Origin of the sequence: Chitinophaga nivalis (assembly GCF_025989125.1) — a bacterium.
Taxonomy (GTDB): domain Bacteria; phylum Bacteroidota; class Bacteroidia; order Chitinophagales; family Chitinophagaceae; genus Chitinophaga; species Chitinophaga nivalis.
Genome location: NZ_JAPDNR010000001.1, coordinates 4973835 through 4992531, shown reverse-complemented (window position 1 = coordinate 4992531; position 18697 = coordinate 4973835). Strand labels below are relative to the sequence as shown.

General features: G+C 47.7%; 18 protein-coding genes. 8 read left to right on the top strand and 10 right to left on the bottom strand.

Translation table 11 applies throughout. The features are described 5' to 3' along the window. The first annotated feature begins 318 nt into the window (after nucleotides 1-318). The 4 genes from OL444_RS20010 to OL444_RS19995 all read left to right on the top strand — a co-directional run bounded on the left by OL444_RS20010 (nucleotide 319) and on the right by OL444_RS19995 (nucleotide 3913). On the top strand, nucleotides 319-1305 hold the full coding sequence (locus OL444_RS20010; protein ID WP_264730289.1) for a GlxA family transcriptional regulator: 987 nt from the start codon (nucleotides 319-321) through the stop codon (nucleotides 1303-1305). A 163-nt stretch (nucleotides 1306-1468) separates the two neighbouring features. Next, nucleotides 1469-2023: a GNAT family N-acetyltransferase gene (locus tag OL444_RS20005; protein WP_264730290.1), complete on the top strand. Its 555-nt coding sequence runs from the start codon at nucleotides 1469-1471 to the stop codon at nucleotides 2021-2023. A 109-nt stretch (nucleotides 2024-2132) separates the two neighbouring features. After that, complete coding sequence (locus OL444_RS20000; RefSeq protein ID WP_264730292.1) at nucleotides 2133-3203, top strand: sensor histidine kinase; 1071 nt, start codon at nucleotides 2133-2135, stop codon at nucleotides 3201-3203. Then, on the top strand, nucleotides 3200-3913 hold the full coding sequence (locus OL444_RS19995; RefSeq protein WP_264730294.1) for a LytR/AlgR family response regulator transcription factor: 714 nt from the start codon (nucleotides 3200-3202) through the stop codon (nucleotides 3911-3913). Before OL444_RS20000 ends, OL444_RS19995 begins: the two co-directional genes overlap by 4 nt. 81 nt (nucleotides 3914-3994) lie before the next feature. On the opposite strand, the gene OL444_RS19990 is transcribed toward OL444_RS19995, so the two are convergent. Then, nucleotides 3995-4258 carry a hypothetical protein gene (locus OL444_RS19990; RefSeq protein ID WP_264730296.1) on the bottom strand — a complete coding sequence of 88 codons (264 nt, stop codon included), beginning with the start codon at nucleotides 4256-4258 and terminating at the stop codon, nucleotides 3995-3997. A gap of 622 nt (nucleotides 4259-4880) precedes the next feature. Beyond that, the gene (locus tag OL444_RS19985; RefSeq protein WP_264730297.1) at nucleotides 4881-5417 is read right to left on the bottom strand and encodes a hypothetical protein; all 537 of its coding nucleotides are present in this window, start codon (nucleotides 5415-5417) and stop codon (nucleotides 4881-4883) included. A gap of 101 nt (nucleotides 5418-5518) precedes the next feature. Here OL444_RS19985 and OL444_RS19980 point away from each other — a divergent pair, with 101 nt between their 5' ends. After that, entirely contained in the window at nucleotides 5519-6025 is a 507-nt protein-coding gene (locus tag OL444_RS19980) for a 3'-5' exonuclease family protein (RefSeq protein ID WP_264730299.1), read from the top strand. 104 nt (nucleotides 6026-6129) lie between these two features. Here the strand turns inward: OL444_RS19980 and OL444_RS19975 are convergent, their stop codons facing one another. The 3 genes from OL444_RS19975 to OL444_RS19965 form a co-directional block, all read right to left on the bottom strand. Then, a complete protein-coding gene (locus OL444_RS19975) occupies nucleotides 6130-7107 on the bottom strand; it encodes a hypothetical protein (protein WP_264730300.1) in 978 nt (325 codons plus the stop codon). Between the two features lie 229 nt (nucleotides 7108-7336). After that, nucleotides 7337-8290, bottom strand: coding sequence for a hypothetical protein (locus tag OL444_RS19970; RefSeq protein ID WP_264730301.1), 954 nt, complete (start codon nucleotides 8288-8290; stop codon nucleotides 7337-7339). Between the two features lie 209 nt (nucleotides 8291-8499). After that, entirely contained in the window at nucleotides 8500-9432 is a 933-nt protein-coding gene (locus OL444_RS19965; RefSeq protein WP_264730303.1) for a hypothetical protein, read from the bottom strand. Between the two features lie 215 nt (nucleotides 9433-9647). Here OL444_RS19965 and OL444_RS19960 point away from each other — a divergent pair, with 215 nt between their 5' ends. Further along, the gene (locus tag OL444_RS19960; protein WP_264730305.1) at nucleotides 9648-10211 is read left to right on the top strand and encodes a methyltransferase family protein; all 564 of its coding nucleotides are present in this window, start codon (nucleotides 9648-9650) and stop codon (nucleotides 10209-10211) included. 620 nt (nucleotides 10212-10831) lie between these two features. On the opposite strand, the gene OL444_RS19955 is transcribed toward OL444_RS19960, so the two are convergent. Further along, nucleotides 10832-11344, bottom strand: a complete 513-nt coding sequence (locus OL444_RS19955) for a hypothetical protein (protein ID WP_264730307.1) — start codon at nucleotides 11342-11344, stop codon at nucleotides 10832-10834. Nucleotides 11345-11467: 123 nt separating this feature from the next. Here OL444_RS19955 and OL444_RS19950 point away from each other — a divergent pair, with 123 nt between their 5' ends. Beyond that, a complete protein-coding gene (locus OL444_RS19950; RefSeq protein WP_264730309.1) occupies nucleotides 11468-11848 on the top strand; it encodes a hypothetical protein in 381 nt (126 codons plus the stop codon). A gap of 72 nt (nucleotides 11849-11920) precedes the next feature. On the opposite strand, the gene OL444_RS19945 is transcribed toward OL444_RS19950, so the two are convergent. The 3 genes from OL444_RS19945 to OL444_RS19935 all read right to left on the bottom strand — a co-directional run bounded on the left by OL444_RS19945 (nucleotide 11921) and on the right by OL444_RS19935 (nucleotide 14213). Continuing rightward, entirely contained in the window at nucleotides 11921-12562 is a 642-nt protein-coding gene (locus OL444_RS19945; RefSeq protein WP_264730311.1) for a VIT1/CCC1 transporter family protein, read from the bottom strand. 7 nt (nucleotides 12563-12569) lie between these two features. Next, entirely contained in the window at nucleotides 12570-13808 is a 1239-nt protein-coding gene (rocD, locus tag OL444_RS19940; protein ID WP_264730313.1) for an ornithine--oxo-acid transaminase, read from the bottom strand. A 147-nt stretch (nucleotides 13809-13955) separates the two neighbouring features. Next, nucleotides 13956-14213: an acyl-CoA-binding protein gene (locus OL444_RS19935; RefSeq protein ID WP_264730315.1), complete on the bottom strand. Its 258-nt coding sequence runs from the start codon at nucleotides 14211-14213 to the stop codon at nucleotides 13956-13958. A gap of 258 nt (nucleotides 14214-14471) precedes the next feature. Here OL444_RS19935 and lepA point away from each other — a divergent pair, with 258 nt between their 5' ends. Next, complete coding sequence (lepA, locus tag OL444_RS19930) at nucleotides 14472-16265, top strand: translation elongation factor 4 (RefSeq protein WP_264730317.1); 1794 nt, start codon at nucleotides 14472-14474, stop codon at nucleotides 16263-16265. Between the two features lie 75 nt (nucleotides 16266-16340). On the opposite strand, the gene OL444_RS19925 is transcribed toward lepA, so the two are convergent. After that, nucleotides 16341-18635, bottom strand: coding sequence for a multicopper oxidase domain-containing protein (locus OL444_RS19925; RefSeq protein WP_264730319.1), 2295 nt, complete (start codon nucleotides 18633-18635; stop codon nucleotides 16341-16343). Nucleotides 18636-18697: the final 62 nt, after the last annotated feature.

Here is an 18697-nt window from a genome sequence, read left to right as displayed (position 1 = left end):
TGAGGTGTCAGTGAGTAGGGAGTGGAAATATCAGCCCGTACATTTTTCCGATCAAGAGAAAGAAAATTTAATAGTTGTTTTTCCTATCTTTATAACCAGCTGCCCGGTAGGCACATGACTACCAGCTGCTGCCAATGCCGCAAGGCCATTATAACCATTAGCAATAATACCGGTATCGTGATCATTTCCCCCAGAAGAATTAAAGCGTCCTTTTCAACAAGTACTCGTGTAAGCGATTGGTCATTCCTGAAAATAGCGCACCGCAGACCGGATATTGTATCAAAGAAAACGGCGACAATAGTTTTTTAACTTTATCATATGAAACACGTCTCAATTCTTGTGCCCCGCGGGCATACCAGTTTAACCAACATTGAAGGCACCCATCAGATACTATCTGAAGTGAATAACTTTATGGCCATGCAAGGCAGAGATCCCCTGTTTAAGATCCAGCTGGTAGGACTTTCGAAAGAAACCAGCCAGCGCAACGGACTATTTACCGTTAAACCGGATATCCTGATCAGTGAGCTGGAAAAAACAGATCTGATCATTATCCCGGCTTTAATGGGCGACCCGGTGGTAGCCATGGACCTCAATCAGGAACTGCTGCCCTGGATCACTACACAATACGAAAATGGTGCGGAAGTAGCCAGCTTCTGTATCGGCACCTTTTTCCTGGCGGCAACCGGCCTGCTGGACGGCAAGCAATGTGCTACCCACTGGCGGCTGGCCAATGAATTCAGAAATGCATTCCCCAATGCCCTGTTGGTAGACGACAAGATCATGACGGAAGAAGATGGTATCTTCACCAGTGGTGGTGCCTACTCTTATCTCAACCTGCTGTTGTACCTGATTGAAAAGTATGCCGGCCGCGATATTGCCATCCTGACTTCCAAGGCATTTATGATCGATATTGACCGTATCAGTCAATCGCCGTTTATTATGTTCCAGGGCCAGAAATCGCATGAAGATGAACCGGTAAAACAGGCGCAGGAATTTATAGAGAAAAACTTCCATGAGAAAATAACGGTAGACCAGCTGGCCAGTATGCTGGCACTGGGCCGCAGAAGCCTCGAACGCCGCTTCAAAAAAGCCACCTGTAATACCGTGACGGAATATATCCAGCGCGTAAAAATGGAAGCCGCCAAAAAAGGATTGGAAACCGGCCGCAAAAATATCAATGAACTGATGTATGATGTAGGCTATTCTGATACCAAATCATTCAGAGGTACATTCAAAAGAATTACCGGATTATCTCCCATTGAATACCGGAATAAATACAATAAGGAAGCGGTGAGCAACAATTGATGACTCGTTGGCTATTTCCGGATATTTTTTAGCTGGTATGCATAGCCGGTACAGCCCCTGTTCCGGTTATGACACATACCTGTACAACCACGTAGTTTTTTATCGCAGTATGGGTGCAGGCTTACTGGTCCTGTTGCCGCTTATAAAAGATGTATTTTAAACCATGCCTCCGTTTGATTTTACTGATTTTCCGGTACTCACCACCCCGCGTTTGTTGTTGAGAAAGCCACTGGCAACAGATGCGGCCGTGATACAAATAATCCGCTCCGATAAGCAGGTAAACCGCTATCTCGACCGGCCGGCTGAAATTAATGCCGAACAGGCAGCTGTTTTTATTACCCGGATTATTAAAGGGGTGGCAGCTAACCAATGGCTGTATTGGATGATTACTTTAAAGGATAGTCAGGAGGCCATTGGCTCTATCTGTTACTGGAATTTTTCACCGGATCAAACCATTATTGAAATCGGCTATGAACTGCTCCCTGACTATCATGGTCAGGGTATCATGCAGGAAGCTTTCGGCGTAGTACTGGAATACGGATTGACACAGTTACGTCCGGCCGCTATCATGGCCTATCCGCGGGTCGATAACCAACGATCCAGGCGCCTGCTGGAAAAGTATCACTTTGAACACATCCTGGAGGCTGCCGAAAAACGGGATCACCACGAACAAACCTATCAGCTGCTGAATACCCGTTATACCTCACCTGTAGCATAAGACAGATCGCCATTTACGCTGGCGCTTATCCCCGGATAACAGCGCTCGTGTACCTGTGTTTTTTAATGTGCATCAGAACCTGTTATTTTGTAAGGTTATCTGAAATTACATGCAGCAACAAAAACATAAACGACTTTCCTGGTACTGGCAATGCCAGCTGATAGGATGGTCAGTGGCAGCGATCTACTGGGAGCTGGACGCCTTCCGGGTAACGCCGTATTTCCGGCTGGACCTGGCGCTGTTTCATTTTGTGGCAGATGTAGCGGTGAATATACTCCTTACCCATGCCTACCGGCATTATGCCCGGCAACATCAATGGGATACCCTGTTGCCGGCAGCACTGGTCAAACGGCTTATTCCGGCAATATGCCTGCTGGCATTGGCATTCATGCTAACGGTAAACATTCGCTTTTACCTGGTAGGCTTGTATTTCCGGCCAGATGATACCGGATCATTTGTTGCCTACCTCTGGCAACATGCCTGGATTCCGTTTATAGCCGGACTGCGTATGATGGCAATCTGGGTACTGGCCTATCACCTGTATCAGTACAGCCGCCGGGAAATCAGGATGGCCCGGGAAAATGCCCGGTTGACCATCATTGCCCGGGAAGCCCAGTTAAGCCGGCTGGAAGCACAGCTGAATCCACATTTCTTTTTTAATTCCCTGAACAACATTAAATCACTGATAGCCGAAAATCCGTCATCCGCACGGCGCGCGATAGACCTGTTATCGGATCTGCTGCGTAGTGCGTTGTATGAGACCAGCGACAAACTGGTACCTGTCAGCCAGGAAATCAGTCTGGTAAAGGATTACCTGGAACTGGAAAAACTCCGGTTTGAAAACCGCCTGCATTATCAGTGGCAGATTGCCGACACAGTGTTACCTTGCCTGATACCTCCCATGAGTATACATATCCTGGTGGAAAATGCCATTAAACATGGTATCGCCAAACGGAAGGAGGGTGGAGCCATTATGATCAGTATGGAAAAAACAGTTGCCTGTATCACTATCCGGGTACAACAGCCCGGTACATTAACACCGGATAAAAACAACACCGGCCTGGGTATCCGCAACCTGTCTGAACGACTGCAGCTGCAGTACAACGGCCTGGCTACCTTTAGTCTGGAAGCGCTGCCGGAGGAAACCGTATTGGCCACCATCTTAATTCCGGCGATATGAACCCGATACAGGTGATCATCGTGGACGATGAAAGAGCGGCCCGCGAAGAAATGAAAAGAGCGCTGCAGATGTATCCGGATATAACTGTCGTCGGAGAAGCACAACATGCGGATGATGCCTGTGAACTGATCCGCACGAAAAAACCAGACCTGGTTTTTTTAGATATTCAGTTGCCGGAAAAAGACGGCTTTGCATTGCTGGCAGCTTTGGAAACAGTGCCGGAAGTGATTTTTACAACGGCTTATCATCAGTATGCAGTACAGGCTTTTGATTGTAACGCACTGGACTATCTGATGAAACCTATCCGGGAAGAGCGGCTGGAAAAGGCATTGGAGAAAGTCCGGGAAAAACTAATGCATAAAACGGAGCAACAGCAAACGCTTTCCATGAACCGCCGCATTTTCATCCGGGAAGGAACGTACAGCTATTATATTCGTATCGGCGACATCTACCTCGCGGAGTCGGTTGGTAATTACGCCCGGTTGTATTTTCAGGATAAAAAAACGTATCTCAAAACTTCGCTCAATTTACTGGAGGAAAAACTGGATATACATTTTTTCTTCCGGATCAACAGAACCCAGCTGGTGAATATCGATTTTATTACCCGCGTGCATCCGCTCGCAGGCGGGCGGTTACAACTAACCCTGCAAAACGGGCAGCTGCTGGAGGTTTCGGGCCGTCAGGCTGTAAAGTTCAGAACCCGGTTGTAATACAAAAACGACGCATGATCCGCTGTCCACCGATGAAAAAATCACCCGCTTATACAAATCATGCGCCATCAAAAAAGGTGATTATTTTTTCTTGCAGCTCACTTTTGTTTCCATGGTGATGTTCACGCCACCCTCATTAATTGTGGTGGTAGTAGTGCCACTTCTTTCCATGTCATTTTTCTGAGACTCTGTCAGGTCGCAATGGGTGGTGGTGGAAGATGCTCCCATATCAATACCATTGGTTTTGGAAGTCAGTGTACACTCGTAACAGCCGGTTTCTTCTTTGTCTTTTTTGCAGGAGAATGCCAGGGTTGCCAGTGCTGCTAAAACAATAATTCTTTTCATCTTTGATCGTTTATTTTTAAGTAATAATGGATACATAAGGGCAAACGAGGGCCTGCACCAGCATGTGGCGAAAATTGTTTCATTGTATAGCATCCGGTGCGGCAGGGCAGCAGCAAACAGCTACCTATGCAGGTAAATCAGGAACATTCATGACTGCGGGACTCAGCTTCCGGTATAGAATGATAACAGTATGGCTACAGTTGTAGTACGACAAATCCTTTTATATGGGTGTTGAACAGGATGTAGGTATACTATCTGGTGTTACAGGTTTGTGCTCATTTATGCGTTGGTTAAAGTGTTCTGACAGCACAAAGATATAGTAGGATATATATTAGGTAAAATAATATTCAACCATGGTAATTTAAAAGGAGTGAGCTGGAATACTTCACCAGTACGTATCTCCGATGAATAAAGGAGATGCGGTGTTTGTTAATTTTATGTGGGGGAATGAATAACCAGATAATTTTTGTAACTTAATTGCTCATCAAAGAAAAGGAGGTATTCATGCTATCTACAGAAAGTACATGGACACCATCGGTTAATATCGCTTAACCGGGTCGCTCCGTTAAAAATATCTGTTGACGTTTCAAACGTCTGAACCACCGGTATACCGGTGGTTTTTTTATGGCTTCCGCCAGTGGCTCTTCAGCAGTTGCTGATATTTATAGGCTTCTTCCGAGAGAATTTTTTCGGGGTCCAGTGCATCGTCTTCAAAGCGGTTGTGTCCTGTCGTGATATAATCAATCAACTGGTTGTGGCGGAAGTAATACCGGCCCTGAAAGGTTTGTTCTGTTTTGTAATAATCAGGCGCTTTCTTTTTTTCGTCGTACCGGTAAGTATTAAATTCTTCATACACAAAGATGAGTACATCATCTTTGAAATAATATTCCAGGATACTGATACCCGTGGAGATGCCCATGTACCGGGCTATTTTTTGCAGACTATTATTTTTAAACCAACCCGTAAGACTCGCGCCACCATCTGTTATTTCAGTGGTGAATTTTTCTGCATCCAGGGTAATATGCCGGAGCGCAGTATCGGTATTGATTTGCTGGAAGATCTTTCTGATCCGGATAATCTCCTGTTGTTTGGCCTGGCTGCTGGCAAAGCCGCTACACCCCAGTAAGACGGCAACAATAAAAAAAGTAGGCAGTTTCATTATATTGCAACGGTAAAATCAGATAGTAAAGTAAGCAAATTATTTCAATGCTTATCTTGCCCTTCCTTACGTTAATACCTGCATAACAAATGGCTTACATAATGGTGGACGTCGAGAGTGATGGCCCTATACCTGGCGATTATTCTATGATTTCTTTTGGCGCAATACTGGTAAATGAACAGTTAGACCAAACCTTTTACGGACAACTCAAACCAATATCAGATCGCTTTATTCCGGAAGCACTGGCCGTTTCCCGCCATTCCCGCGAGGCCACCCTGGCCTTTGAGGATCCTGCCGTGGTGATGACCCGTTTCCAGCACTGGATTGCGGCCACCTGCCACGACCGGCCCATTTTTATCAGCGACAACAATGGTTTCGACTGGATGTTTATCTGCTGGTACTTTCATCACTTTATTGGGAGCAACCCATTCGGTCATAGTTCCCAGAACCTCGGCAGCCTTTACAAAGGATTAACGAAAGATACGTTTCGGTCTTTCAAACACCTGCGTAAAACGGCACATACGCATCATCCCGTGGATGATGCGCGAGGCAATGCAGAGGCCTTGCTGACCATGAAAAAAAACGACGGACTGAAAATAAAACTGTAATATAAAAGCCTTGACTAGCAAGGCTTTTAGCGCATCAGTTCCAATAAAGGTAATGCCTGTACCACAGCATGCTGGCGGTTAGGCATTATGACGGGGGCGCGTGTTTAGTAAAAAACATCTACCACACCGTTGGGCGTACCATTGGTCACCACAGTGGAATGCTGGCCGCAATCCGTAATAGGATTGGCTACAGTCCAGGAGAGTGGCGCCTGGGTGCTGCCGGTTCTGATTTCGATGTTGGTCAGCCGCGTTTTGGGAGTAGCCGGATAATTGGAGCAGGAGGAAACGGAATAGGCTTCCAGGGATTCTGCTGCCCAATTAAGCTGCTGAATGTTATTCACGGCTAATGTGATACTGGGATACCCCGTAAAGGAAGACGTATAACTGTAATTGCTGCCGCTGGAACCTGTGAGGGCCATGATGCCCTGCAGGTTGGTACCGGGGTTGACCCGTATCAGGTTACTGTACTGGGCAGGGCCGGAAGCGCCATCTACATACCAGTTGGCAATCGCCCAGTAGTTACCGCCGCCGGCGGCAGAAGGGCCCCATTGCAGAACCGGTTGCAGGATGTAATTGGAGTTCTGCAATCCGTTAAAGAGAAAAATGGTTTGTCCGGCAGGCACACTGGGGGCAGGCGGCACCACCCAGCTGGTACTGAAATAAGAAATCGGCTTACCGGAAGTGTTGGTCCAGTGCGTGTAGGTAATCCATCCGGAGCCCAGCGGCAGCACATGGCGTGCCGGTACATTTACGTTACGCGGATAATCAGGCTCGGTGCCTTTGGTTTGTTCTATCGGGCCATAATCGGCCAATACCTGTTTGCTATGGCGGTCCAGCTTACGTAGCCGGCCATCCTGGGCATCCAGGTATTGATCTGTGTCTACCAGCCCGACTTTTGCTTTGGGCCGCCATCCACCGGGGGTTAATACTTCATCGCTGTGCGATAACCGGGAATTGGCTTCATTGGAAGTGGTTTGCTCCGTTAAAGCGCCGTCAGGTGTGTTTTTGGAAGGTTCTTTCTGACAGGCACCAAAGAGCAGGGCGTTTATCAGCAACAAGGCTGATAGATAATGGTTGCTCATACATCAGGGTTTTGCAGGGTAAAGAAAAGGGTAACGAAAAGGATAATGGAAAAGCTATTGGATACTGATGCGTGGTCCTAAATTAGTACAAACGATTGCAGCGGTATTGCATGTACCACCTTACGGATGATGGTAGCTTCCTTAATTATAAAAGCCTTGACAGGCAAGGCTTTTATAACATCTGTATCTTAAGTGAATGGTGGTTGCAATAACACCGGATCCGGTAAGATTACTTTTTATAGAAGAGATCGACGATCCCATTGGAGCTTCCATCGGTCACCACTTTGGAGTGTTGTCCGCAATCCGTTATGTAGTCCACTATTTCCCAGGAAAGCGGCGCCTGGATGCTGCCTGTTTTAACGTCAATGTTACTCATCCTGGTTTTAGTGGTGGCCGGATAGGTCGCGCAGGTGTAGGTGGAGTAGGCTTCCAGGGCCTCTGTAGCCCATTTGAGCTGCTCTATGTGATGGGTGTCAAATATAGTCTTGGAATAACCGGGAAAGGAAGCCCTGTAGCTATAACTCCCCGAGAGCGAATCTGCAATAGTGATAAGCCCCTGAAGAGTCGTACCAGGCTTCACCCGTACCAGATCACTGTACCATGCCAGACCGGATGCCCCCACATACCAGGTGGCAATGGCCCAGTAGTCGCCACCACCGGCGGCAGAAACACCCCATTGCAAGACGGGTTGCAGGATAGCGCTGGAATTCACCATGCCATTGAAGATGAAAACAGTTTGTCCGTTGACGTCCTTTGGCGCCGGTGGTACCACCCATTTGGTGCTGAAATAAGAAATCGGACTACCGGTTCTATTGCCCCAACGGGTGCAGGTAACCCAGCCACCATCCCCACTGGAGGATGCTTTGGCTTGTAGCGGAAAAAAAGGCGCGTGGCCGCTGGCTTTTTCAACCGGGCCGTAATCGCTGATAACCTGCCTGCTGGCATGGTCCCGCGTACGTAGCCGGCCATCGGAAGCATCGAGATATTGTCCCTGCGCCAACAGGTGAACATCAGACCGGGACCGCCAGCCACCGGGCGTTAATACTTTATCTTGGTGCGCTGACCGGGCAGTGGAAGCAGTCTGGGTGGCAGCCGCAGACTGGTTATCAGCCTGTTCTTTCTGACAGGCGCCGAAGAGCAGTACGTTTATCAGCAACAGGGCTGATCGGAAATGATACCTCATATAAGTGTTTTGTAGGTTGATAAAAAAAATGACGAAAAAGCGTATGGAAAAGCTATCGGATACTGATTACAGGTGCTCATGTGCGCAAACGGTTACAGTGGCATGGCATAAGGCACCGGAGTATGAAAACCTTGACAGAAAAGGCTTTTATGATATCAGTAGCTTAATTGAATGGTGATTGAAATCAGCATGGATCGGGTAAGACCGCATTAATAAAAGATGTCGACGACGCCTTTGGGGGTTCCATTGGTCACTACTTTGGAGTATTGCCCGCAATCCCTCACCTGGTCAAGTACATTCCAGGAAAGCGGCGCCTGTTTATTATCTGTTTTTAGTTCAATACTGTGCATCCTGGTTTTGGTAGTGGCCGGGTAGTCAGAGCAGACGGTAACATTATAGGCTTCCAGGGCCTCTGTAGCCAGGGTAAGTTCTTCTATGATTTGCGCGTCAAAAGCAGTAGCAGGATAGCCGGAAAAGGAAGCTGTGTAGCAATAATCAGTACCAACAGAATCTGTAAGGGTGATAACGCCATGCAGATTGGTGCCGGGTTTGACGCGTACCGGATCAGTGTACCATGCGAGGCCGGTTCTTGTCACATACCAGGAGGCAATAGTCCAGTATTCGCCGCCACCTCCTGCAGAAGGCCCCCATTGCAAAACGGGTTGCAGGATGGCGTCTGAATTCACGATGCCATTGAAGATGAAAATAGTTTGTCCGTTGGACGACTTGGGAACTGGTGGTACTGTCCATTTGGTACTGAAATAGGAAATCGGGCTGCCGGTTTTGTTGGTCCAGCGGGTGCTGGTAATCCAGCCCTCTTCCAGCCGCTGTGTCTGACGTGATGGTACACTGTTTTGTTCAATGAGACCGTAGTCGCTGACAACCTGCCGGGTGGCGCGGTCCCGCGTACGCAGCCGGCCATTGGAAGCATCCAGGTATTGACCTGGCGCCAGCCGGTGGACGTTGGATTTTGGTCGCCATCCACCAGGTGTTAATGCTTCATCGGGGTGCGATGATCGGGCAGTGGCAGTGTAGGTAGCCTGGGTGGCAGCCGCAGGCTGGTTGTAGACCTGTTCTTTCTGACAGGCGCCGAAGAGCAGCGCGTTTATCAGCAACAGGGCTGATCGGAAATGATACCTCATTATTAGGGTTTTGTAGGTTGAAAAAGAAAGCTGGTAGATACAGATGCGTACTTCGAAATTAATGCAAACGATTGCAATTTAATCACAGGTTTCCTACTATATCAGTAGACTATGATGGCTGCGCCGGCAGATGCTATTATTCCTTATCTTTAACTGCGGTCCTGTCACCGTATCCGGGAACCGAAACCATTACCTCAGAAAATCATTCCTTATTTATGAATACCTGCATGTGGATTTCTTTTGTTGGCTGGGCCCTGTTTATTGTTTGTTGGGGGCTACTCCGGAATGCGACCAAAGAAAATGTACAACATAGAACCAGGCAGCAGCAAGTCATGGCCTTTATGGGCTACGTACTGGCGTTTGTGTTATTATATCTTCCGGTGTTTATCAATAACAGGGTACGCATATTACCCGCTACGGCTGGCTGGCAGCTAACCGGCGCGGTGTTATGTATAGTGGGCATTGGTTTGTGTATCTGGTCGCGGCTGATGTTGGGCGTGAACTGGAGTGGCGGCGTGGCGGCGAAGAAAGCGCATGAGCTGATTGTGAGCGGCCCATACCATTGGGTCAGACATCCCATCTATACCGGATTTATCATGGCTTTGGCCGGCACCTGTCTGGTTACCGGCAGCTGGCCCGGTATGTTCATAACGGTACTGTATACACTGGGTTTATGTGTGAAGATAGGGGCAGAAGAAAAATTACTATGCGATCTCTTCCCGGATGCCTACAGTCACTATCAGCAGCGCACACACCGACTGATCCCTTTTTTATGGTGACTTCGGTTGCATGGCCGCTGCCGCTATGCTATCCACAAAAAAGTACAACGACAAGATATGACACCTGATTTCGCAGGGCATCATATCCTATGAGTTATCCGACATGCAGAAAGTAAAAAACAGCACGTTCCCGGGAAAAAATGATGCGTTCACCAGATTAATATGGCCGGCATAACGGATACGGCTATCTTTGGTGCAGGTTTTTCATAGGATATGGTTAAATTATTGGAAGCGGTATTCTTACCGCTTCTTTTTTTATCATCTTACCTCCACTTTTCCATCTTAGCATAAACGGTCTGTCTGCAGTGCTGTCATCTTACAGCAGTGCAAAATAAGATACTTGATGCCTGCTTCGCGCAAGAGGCCGTTGATAGCTGTCTGGCGGCTGCAGCAACTAATTAGACCAATGTGGTTTATATGGCATAACTATGACGGATATACGCTGTAGTAATACTTCTGTTTTATCTGTTGAGATAGGTGGTATGTTACCTGTTTTTTTAGATAGATGACTGGCATCTTTACAAAAGAAAAACAGCTAAAAATAAACCGTGTATAGCAGGATTTTATATAGTTAGTAATAACTGGGAACTAACGGTAATTAATATACGCTATCAGGGTATTTAAATGGTTTCCTTCCGGAGTAATAAAGCAATACTGTAATGGGGCGTTACTTCCAGCGTAACCATATCTCCTGGTTGTAGTTCCGCAATACGGTTGATCTGTTGTAAAGCGCCTCTCACGTAATTGATCTGCCAGGAAAAACCCGGCAGCTCCAGCAAACTGAAGGCGCTGGTACGTACCGCACCCTGGGGGAGCTGCAGCCGGAGAATCTTTTGCTGTATCCATATTTTATGGCCTTCCTGCAGGTCTTTACGCAGCAGCTGTATTTTGCAGTATTGGCCGTGGGCGGTAAAACTACCCATCCCGGTAATAAAGGCACAGAATGCCAGGATAAGATATCCATCTGCCGTAAAATGGGGGGTAAACAACTCCGCCAGTACGCGGATAAAAAAAGCGGCAAAGGCAAGGGTTACCATCAGCAGTAAAACAAATCCGCGAAACATTTCCCGCTTTAGTTGTTGCAAGGCCTGTATTTCCTGAGTAGTGAGTGGTAAAAGCGTGCTTCCGGTCATGAATAGGGTTGTTTACACAAAGATGCAGTTAGTAAAATTGCTTTCAAAGAAAATCCGGCCGGGAAGGAGGTGATATATTCGTGCTGCTTTATTACTACCTTTGCTCCCCTAAAAAAGAAATATATGTCCAGGACGGCTATAATTGGTATACTGGCAGCATTGCTGGTAATGGTGTGTGCCTTTTTTCCCTGGTCTGCGATTGAAAGCAGACAGCTTGTTTTTACAGGTCTTAATACTACGGGGTCCAGCTATGGGGAGCCTGGCCGGCTGAATATTATACTGAGTATAATGGCCATTATATTGTTCCTGATCCGTAATAAGTGGATTGGCCGGATCAATCTCTTTGTATCCGGATTTTTGCTGGCATGGACTTTCCGTAATATGGTGCTGTTTGCCCGTTGTGAGATGGGAGAGTGCCCGCAAACAGGTATCGCCTTGTATTTATCACTGGCCGGTGCGCTGGTAGCGTTTGGATGTGTGCTGTTTACCCGTACCACCAAATAAGCTGGCTACAGGTAATAAAAAAAGATCCGGGTATTATGCTGCATAATACCCGGATCCAACAAAAAAATTACTTTATATCAGGCGGTGCAATACCCAGGCAACCAGGAAGATCCCCAGTCCGGTGAGCCAGTAACGTAAGATAACAGGTACCGGCCGTTGCGCCGTGATTTTAGCTTTGATAAAACTAAAAGTTGTGAGCCCCAGAAATACCAGCATCATACTCGTTTGTGATGCCGCCGGAAAATTTTCATTAGACAGATAAGGCCCTAAAGAGAGGGCGCCGCCCAACAGGAAAAAAAAGCCGGTAAACAACGCGCTTTGTATGGCACGGGAACGGTTAAACGTTATTTCTGTTACCTGCTCTGTTTCCAGTGTTTGTTCCCACAGCCGGGCATCCTTTTCCATTTCCTGCTCAATGTGTGTAATGGTATGGTCGTTGATATCCAGCCGTTGCAGTTTTATGCGTTCCTCCTCAGTCATCAGGGAGCTATCATGCTGTGTATCCCCTTTATTGGCCTGAAAGGCACTGAACATCACCAGTATGCTGCCGGCAACCCAGATACACAGCTGGAGCGTATAAAAGGATTGTACTTCCATCGGAAATACCTGGATTACCTGTGTGGCAAAGAACAAAAGAAAGAGACCATCCGGAAAGCCAATGATGAAATCTGTTTTCCATCCGGAACTACGGATGGCTTTGTGTGTTGTTGTCATAGCGTTATTAGCTCAAAGCCTCATCGAGACTCTTTTTGATGATCTGCACACACTCCGCAATCTGTGCTGCGGTAATGGTGAGGGGTGGTGCAAATCTTATTTTATCGCCGTGCGTAGGCTTTGCCAGCAGGCCGTTTTCCTTGAGCGTCAGGCATAAATCCCACGCCGCTTCCGGATCTTTATGTTTGATAACAATAGCATTCAGCAAGCCTTTACCGCGTACCAGGGAAATATAGGGCGATTGCAGATCCAGTAATCCCTGCCGTAGCAGTTGTCCCATGGCTGCCGCATTTTCCGCCAGCTTTTCGTCCTTTAGTACCTGTAATGCCGTGATCGCCACTTTACAGGCCAACGGGTTGCCACCATAGGTAGAACCGTGTTCACCTGGTTTAATGGTCAGCATAATTTCGTCGTCGGCTAATACGGCACTCACCGGTAAGGTTCCACCAGATAAAGCTTTTCCAAGGATAAGGATATCCGGCCGCACATTTTCATGGTCGCAGGCCAGCATCTTACCGGTACGGGCAAGTCCTGTCTGGATTTCATCTGCAATGAACAATACATTGGCATCGCGGCAATACTGAAAGGCTTTGGATAAATACCCTTCATCCGGTACCATTACACCGGCTTCACCCTGTATAGGTTCTACCAGGAACCCGGCTACATTTTTATCCTGTAAGGCCTTTGCCAGTGCGGGCAGGTCATTATAGGGAATGACCTCGTAACCACTGATGAAAGGTCCGAAGTTATTACGTGCTGTGGGATCTGTACTGAATGAAATGACATTTAACGTACGGCCGTGGAAGTTATTGGCGCATACAATGATTTTAGCCGCATTTTCAGGAACACCTTTGACGATGTATGCCCAGTGACGGCAAAGTTTCAGGGCCGTTTCAACGGCTTCCACGCCGGTGTTCATCGGTAATACTTTGTCATACCCGAAGTATTGGGTAATGAACCGGGAGTATTCGCCCAACAGGTCATTATAAAAGGCCCGGGAAGTAAGGGTGAGCTTTTGCGCCTGTGCTATCAGGGTCGCAATAATTTTGGGGTGACAGTGTCCCTGGTTAACTGCAGAATAACCAGATAAAAAATCGTAGTAACGTTTGCCATCAACATCCCATAAATGAACACCTTCTCCGCGCTCAAGTACTACCGGTAACGGATGGTAATTGTGCGCGCCATACTGTTCTTCCAGTGCCAGAAAATGCTGTGTCTTTTCGCTTATTGTATATGCTGGTATCATAGGCCCAAAAGTAAGGCTTTTTGGGCTGTTTAAGTGCAAGCGGGGGATTTTGATAAGATAGTTATAATACATAACCGGCAGCAGCGCAGCGTTGTACAGCTGCACTGCTGCCGGTCAGACGTATTATTTGTCAGATAGCAATAACTATTATTGTTTCAGCCGGTTCACCAGGTCAATGTATTCCTGCATGGCCGCCTCTTGGGTTTTTCCTTTCAGGCCAGACCAGGCTTCGTGTTTGGCTTTCTCCACAAAATCAAACGGATTGGATGGCGGATCTGTATCCACATCTCCGGTAGAACCTTGTTTATAGAGAGAATATAACTGTAACAGGATCTCATTGGATGGCTTCGTGGGCAAGCTTTTACTTAATTCCTTGGCTGCTTCAAATTGTTGCTTCAGGTCCATGGTGCTATTGATTTATAATGAACAAATGTTTTCAGGGATATTAACGCTTTTTTCTGAGAAAACAGGTAAAAATATCTCTCTTCTTAATTTTTCTTAAAATAGGCACTGTTATCTGCACATCAATCTGTTAAAGTACCTTTGAATTAGGAATTCTCTTGCATTATCGTATTAACTAATGAACTAATTTCAATACCTTTGCCGGCTGAAACGGTTTATGGCATAATTGTACCGTATACCGATGGAACCGCAAATCATCATATGAAGAATATTCGCAATTTTTGTATCATTGCCCATATTGACCACGGTAAAAGTACCCTGGCTGACCGATTACTGGAACACACCAAAACCATTTCTGACCGCGACATGCAGGCCCAGGTACTGGACGACATGGACCTGGAGAGAGAGAAAGGGATCACCATTAAGAGTCATGCCATCCAGATGAATTACACCGCCAAAAGCGGCGAACAATATGTGTTTAACCTGATTGATACGCCCGGTCACGTAGACTTCTCCTACGAAGTTTCCCGCGCACTGGCCGCCTGTGAAGGCGCCCTGCTGCTGGTAGACGCTGCCCAGGGTATCCAGGCACAAACCATCTCCAACCTGTATCTTGCTTTGGAAAACGACCTCGAAATCATTCCGGTAATCAATAAAATTGATATGCCCGGCGCGATGATTGAAGAAGTGAAAGACCAGATCATAGAACTGATTGGCGTAAAAGACGAAGATATCCTCCTGGCATCCGGTAAAACAGGTATTGGTATTGAAGAAATCCTGGAATCCATTGTGAGCCGCATTCCGGCGCCCAAAGGTAGCAACGATGAACCATTACAGGCACTGATCTTCGATAGCGTATTTAACTCTTTCCGCGGTATCATCGCTTATTTCCGCATCTTCAACGGTACCATCAAAAAAGGAGATAAAATCAAGTTTGTAAATACTGGTGATGAATATGAAGCGGATGAAGTAGGTATCCTCAAACTCGGACTGGAAGCCAGAAAAGAAGTATTTACCGGCGACGTAGGTTATATCATCACAGGTATCAAAAATGCCCGTGAAGTAAAAGTAGGGGATACCATCACCCTGGCTAACAAACCGTGTACAGAAGGCATCAAGGGATTCCAGGAAGTAAAACCCATGGTATTTGCCGGTATCTTCCCGGTAGTTACCGAAGACTTCGAGGAGCTGCGCGACTGCATGGATAAACTGCAGCTGAACGACGCTTCCCTGACCTACGAACTGGAAACCTCCCAGGCATTGGGCTTTGGCTTCCGTTGCGGATTCCTGGGTATGCTCCACATGGAAATCATACAGGAACGCCTGGAAAGGGAGTTTAACCAGACGGTAATTACTACCGTACCCAACGTAGGTTTTATTGCCCACACCACCAACGAAGGCACAGTCATCGTAAATAACCCCAGTGAAATGCCCGACCCTACCAAACTGGACAGGATCGAAGAGCCTTTCATCCGGGCGCAGATCATCACCAAACCGGAATACATCGGTAACATCATGACCCTGTGTCTCGGTAAACGTGGTATTCTGCTGAACCAGAGCTACCTGACCACTACCCGGGTAGAGCTGATGTTTGAACTGCCGCTGACAGAGATCGTATTTGACTTTTATGATAAACTGAAGAGTCAGACCCGTGGCTATGCTTCATTTGACTATACACCTATCGGTTTCCGTGACAGTGATATCGTGAAAATGGACATCCTGCTGAACGGTGATAAAGTGGATGCATTGAGCGCCCTGATTCACCGCAGCCGTGCTCAGGACTTCGGTCGTAAACTGTGTGAGAAGCTGAAAGAGCTGTTGCCACGTCAGCAGTTCCTCATCGCTATCCAGGCTGCTATCGGTGCGAAAATCGTAGCGCGTGAAAACATCAGTGCGATGCGTAAAGACGTTACCGCTAAATGTTATGGTGGTGATATCTCCCGTAAACGTAAACTCCTGGAGAAACAGAAAGAAGGTAAAAAGCGTATGCGCCAGATCGGTAACGTAGAAGTACCGCAGGAAGCATTCCTGGCAGTACTGAAATTAGACGATTAAGGCTGCAATGCAGATCATATTTATACAACGGCCCGGAGAATGCTCTCCGGGCCGTTTTTTATTGATCTATATTGTTTAAAACCGCCACAGTAAACCACCGCCCCATCTGTACCGCGAATCATAGCCACCGGAAAGCGACCATTTTTTACCCAGCATATACTGGAGATCCAGGTGATATTCCCAGTCGGTATTGGCCTGCCAGTTAAAGAATAAACGCGGCAGCAACCACTGTTCGCCTTCCAGCGCCAGCCGCACCCGCCCCTGACTGTTGATGCGCAGATCCGACTCAATAAAAAACGGCAGGGTATACCGTACCCCGATGACCGGCAACAACTCCGCTTCCTGCTCAAAGACCTCCTTGCCGCTGAACAGCTGGTAATAGGTTTGCCGCAGACTGGTTACCCCGATGTAAGGCCGGAACCAATCATTGACATAACGTTCGTAACTGACATCCGCTTCGTACTGCCCCGAATAATTGGCATCCGCTTCCAACCGGAAGGCATTGGCTGCATTGAGGTAGTTGGCCTTTAGTTCGGCCATATGACTTTTAGCGGCAAGGCTGCCATAAAACAGCCATTCCCGGTCTTCTTTCAGCATGGTCTTCAACGGAAAATCCCGTAAGGCGGTATCCCTGACGCTGCCTTCATACGAAACGATACGCGCCATACCGGTCATCATATGATATAAGACATGGCAGTGAAAGAACCAGTCTTTGTCTTCACTGGCTTCAAACTGAATCTTTACAGTGCTCATCGGCGGTACGTCTACGGTATGTTTCAGCGGTGAAAAATCACCCTGTTTGTTCAACACCCGGAAATAGTGCCCGTGCAGGTGCATCGGGTGGTTCATCATGGTTTCATTCACCAGGTCGAACTGTACAATCTCTCCCTTTTTTATCAATAGCTTATCAGCAGCAGACAGGGTTTTATTATTGATCCGCCATACATAGCGGTACATGTTACCGTTTAACCGCAGCGTTTCCCGGCGTACCGGTTGATGGGTCGGAAATGCAGTAGGGTGAAGCGCTTTCAGCAGGTGGTAATTAAATACCGGCGCCTCCGTGGCGGATGATGGCTCCCTGTTCACAGGCGCCATTGCCATTTTATCGGATTGACCATGATGCATGGCGGCATGATTCATTTTCGTATGGTCCATGGCGTTAGTATCCTGCTGTGCCGGTTGCTTATCAGGAGGATGGTTCATTTTCGTATGGTCCATAACGTTAGTGTCCATATTCATATCCATATCCATCAGGGAATGGTCCATACCATTGCCATGATCCATTTGCATGGCGTCGGGCATGTTAACGGCGGTAAGGGCCATCATGCCACTCATCCGCCACACATCGGGAGCAGGTATATCCGGCGCACGGATAGTGTCGCCGCGTCCCAGCCAGGCAGCAGCATAGCCGGTCACATCCTGTGCAGTAGCCCTTAACTCGCTGGTGCCGGTAGCCGGCACCGTTAGCAGGAAATCATAGGTTTCCGCAATCCCGATCAGGATACGCCCGACTTTCACCGGCTGCACATCCACGCCATCGGCGGCGATCAGCTCCAGGGGGCCACCGGCATATTGCAGGTGCATATACGTAGAAGAAGAACCGTTGACGACCCGCAACCTGATTTTGCTGCCAGGTGCATAACCGGCGAGAGACAGGGAGCGCGCGCCGTTTAAGAGGAAGGCATGATAATACACATCACTGAGGTCCATGGGGGGCATCTTTTGCCACGCATAACGCACCCGCTCTCCCCAGGCTTTATGTTGCAGCAGTTTGTCCAGGCTTTGCGGATACTTTTTTTTAATGGCATACCATTCATTGGCTTCGTCTTTACGGCGGAGGGTATGCATCACTTCATGCGGCGATTCGTTGGTCCAGTCGGAAAACAGCAGTACGGCATCGCCATCGGTTTTATACCGCGGTTGCCGGGGCTGTATCACAATGGAACCATATACACCGCTTTGTTCCTGCAGCATGGTATGAGAATGGTACCAATAGGTACCGGATTGCCGCAGCGGAATCGTATAGGTATAGGTAGTATGGGAACGTATAGCCGGTGTCGTGAGATAGGGGACGCCATCCATCAGATTGGGGAGTAATAGCCCGTGCCAGTGGAGGGAAGTCTCATGCATCATTTCGTTGTGCACCCGGATCACGGCCGTATCTCCCTCCGTGAAATACAATACAGGACCAGGTATCCGGCCATTGATGCCCATGGCGTGTACCTTTTTGCCGGTATAGTTAACAATCGTGTCATGAATATACAGATCATATGCCACGGTCTTAGCCGCCGGTATTGTATTTGCAGGATGTACATGTTGTGCAGCAAGTAGCTGCGGTGTCAGGAGAAGTAACAACAAAATCCTTTTCATGATGTTATTGTGTTTGGGAGAAACATAAATGGGGTGATGCAGGATGTACCGGATAACGGGTT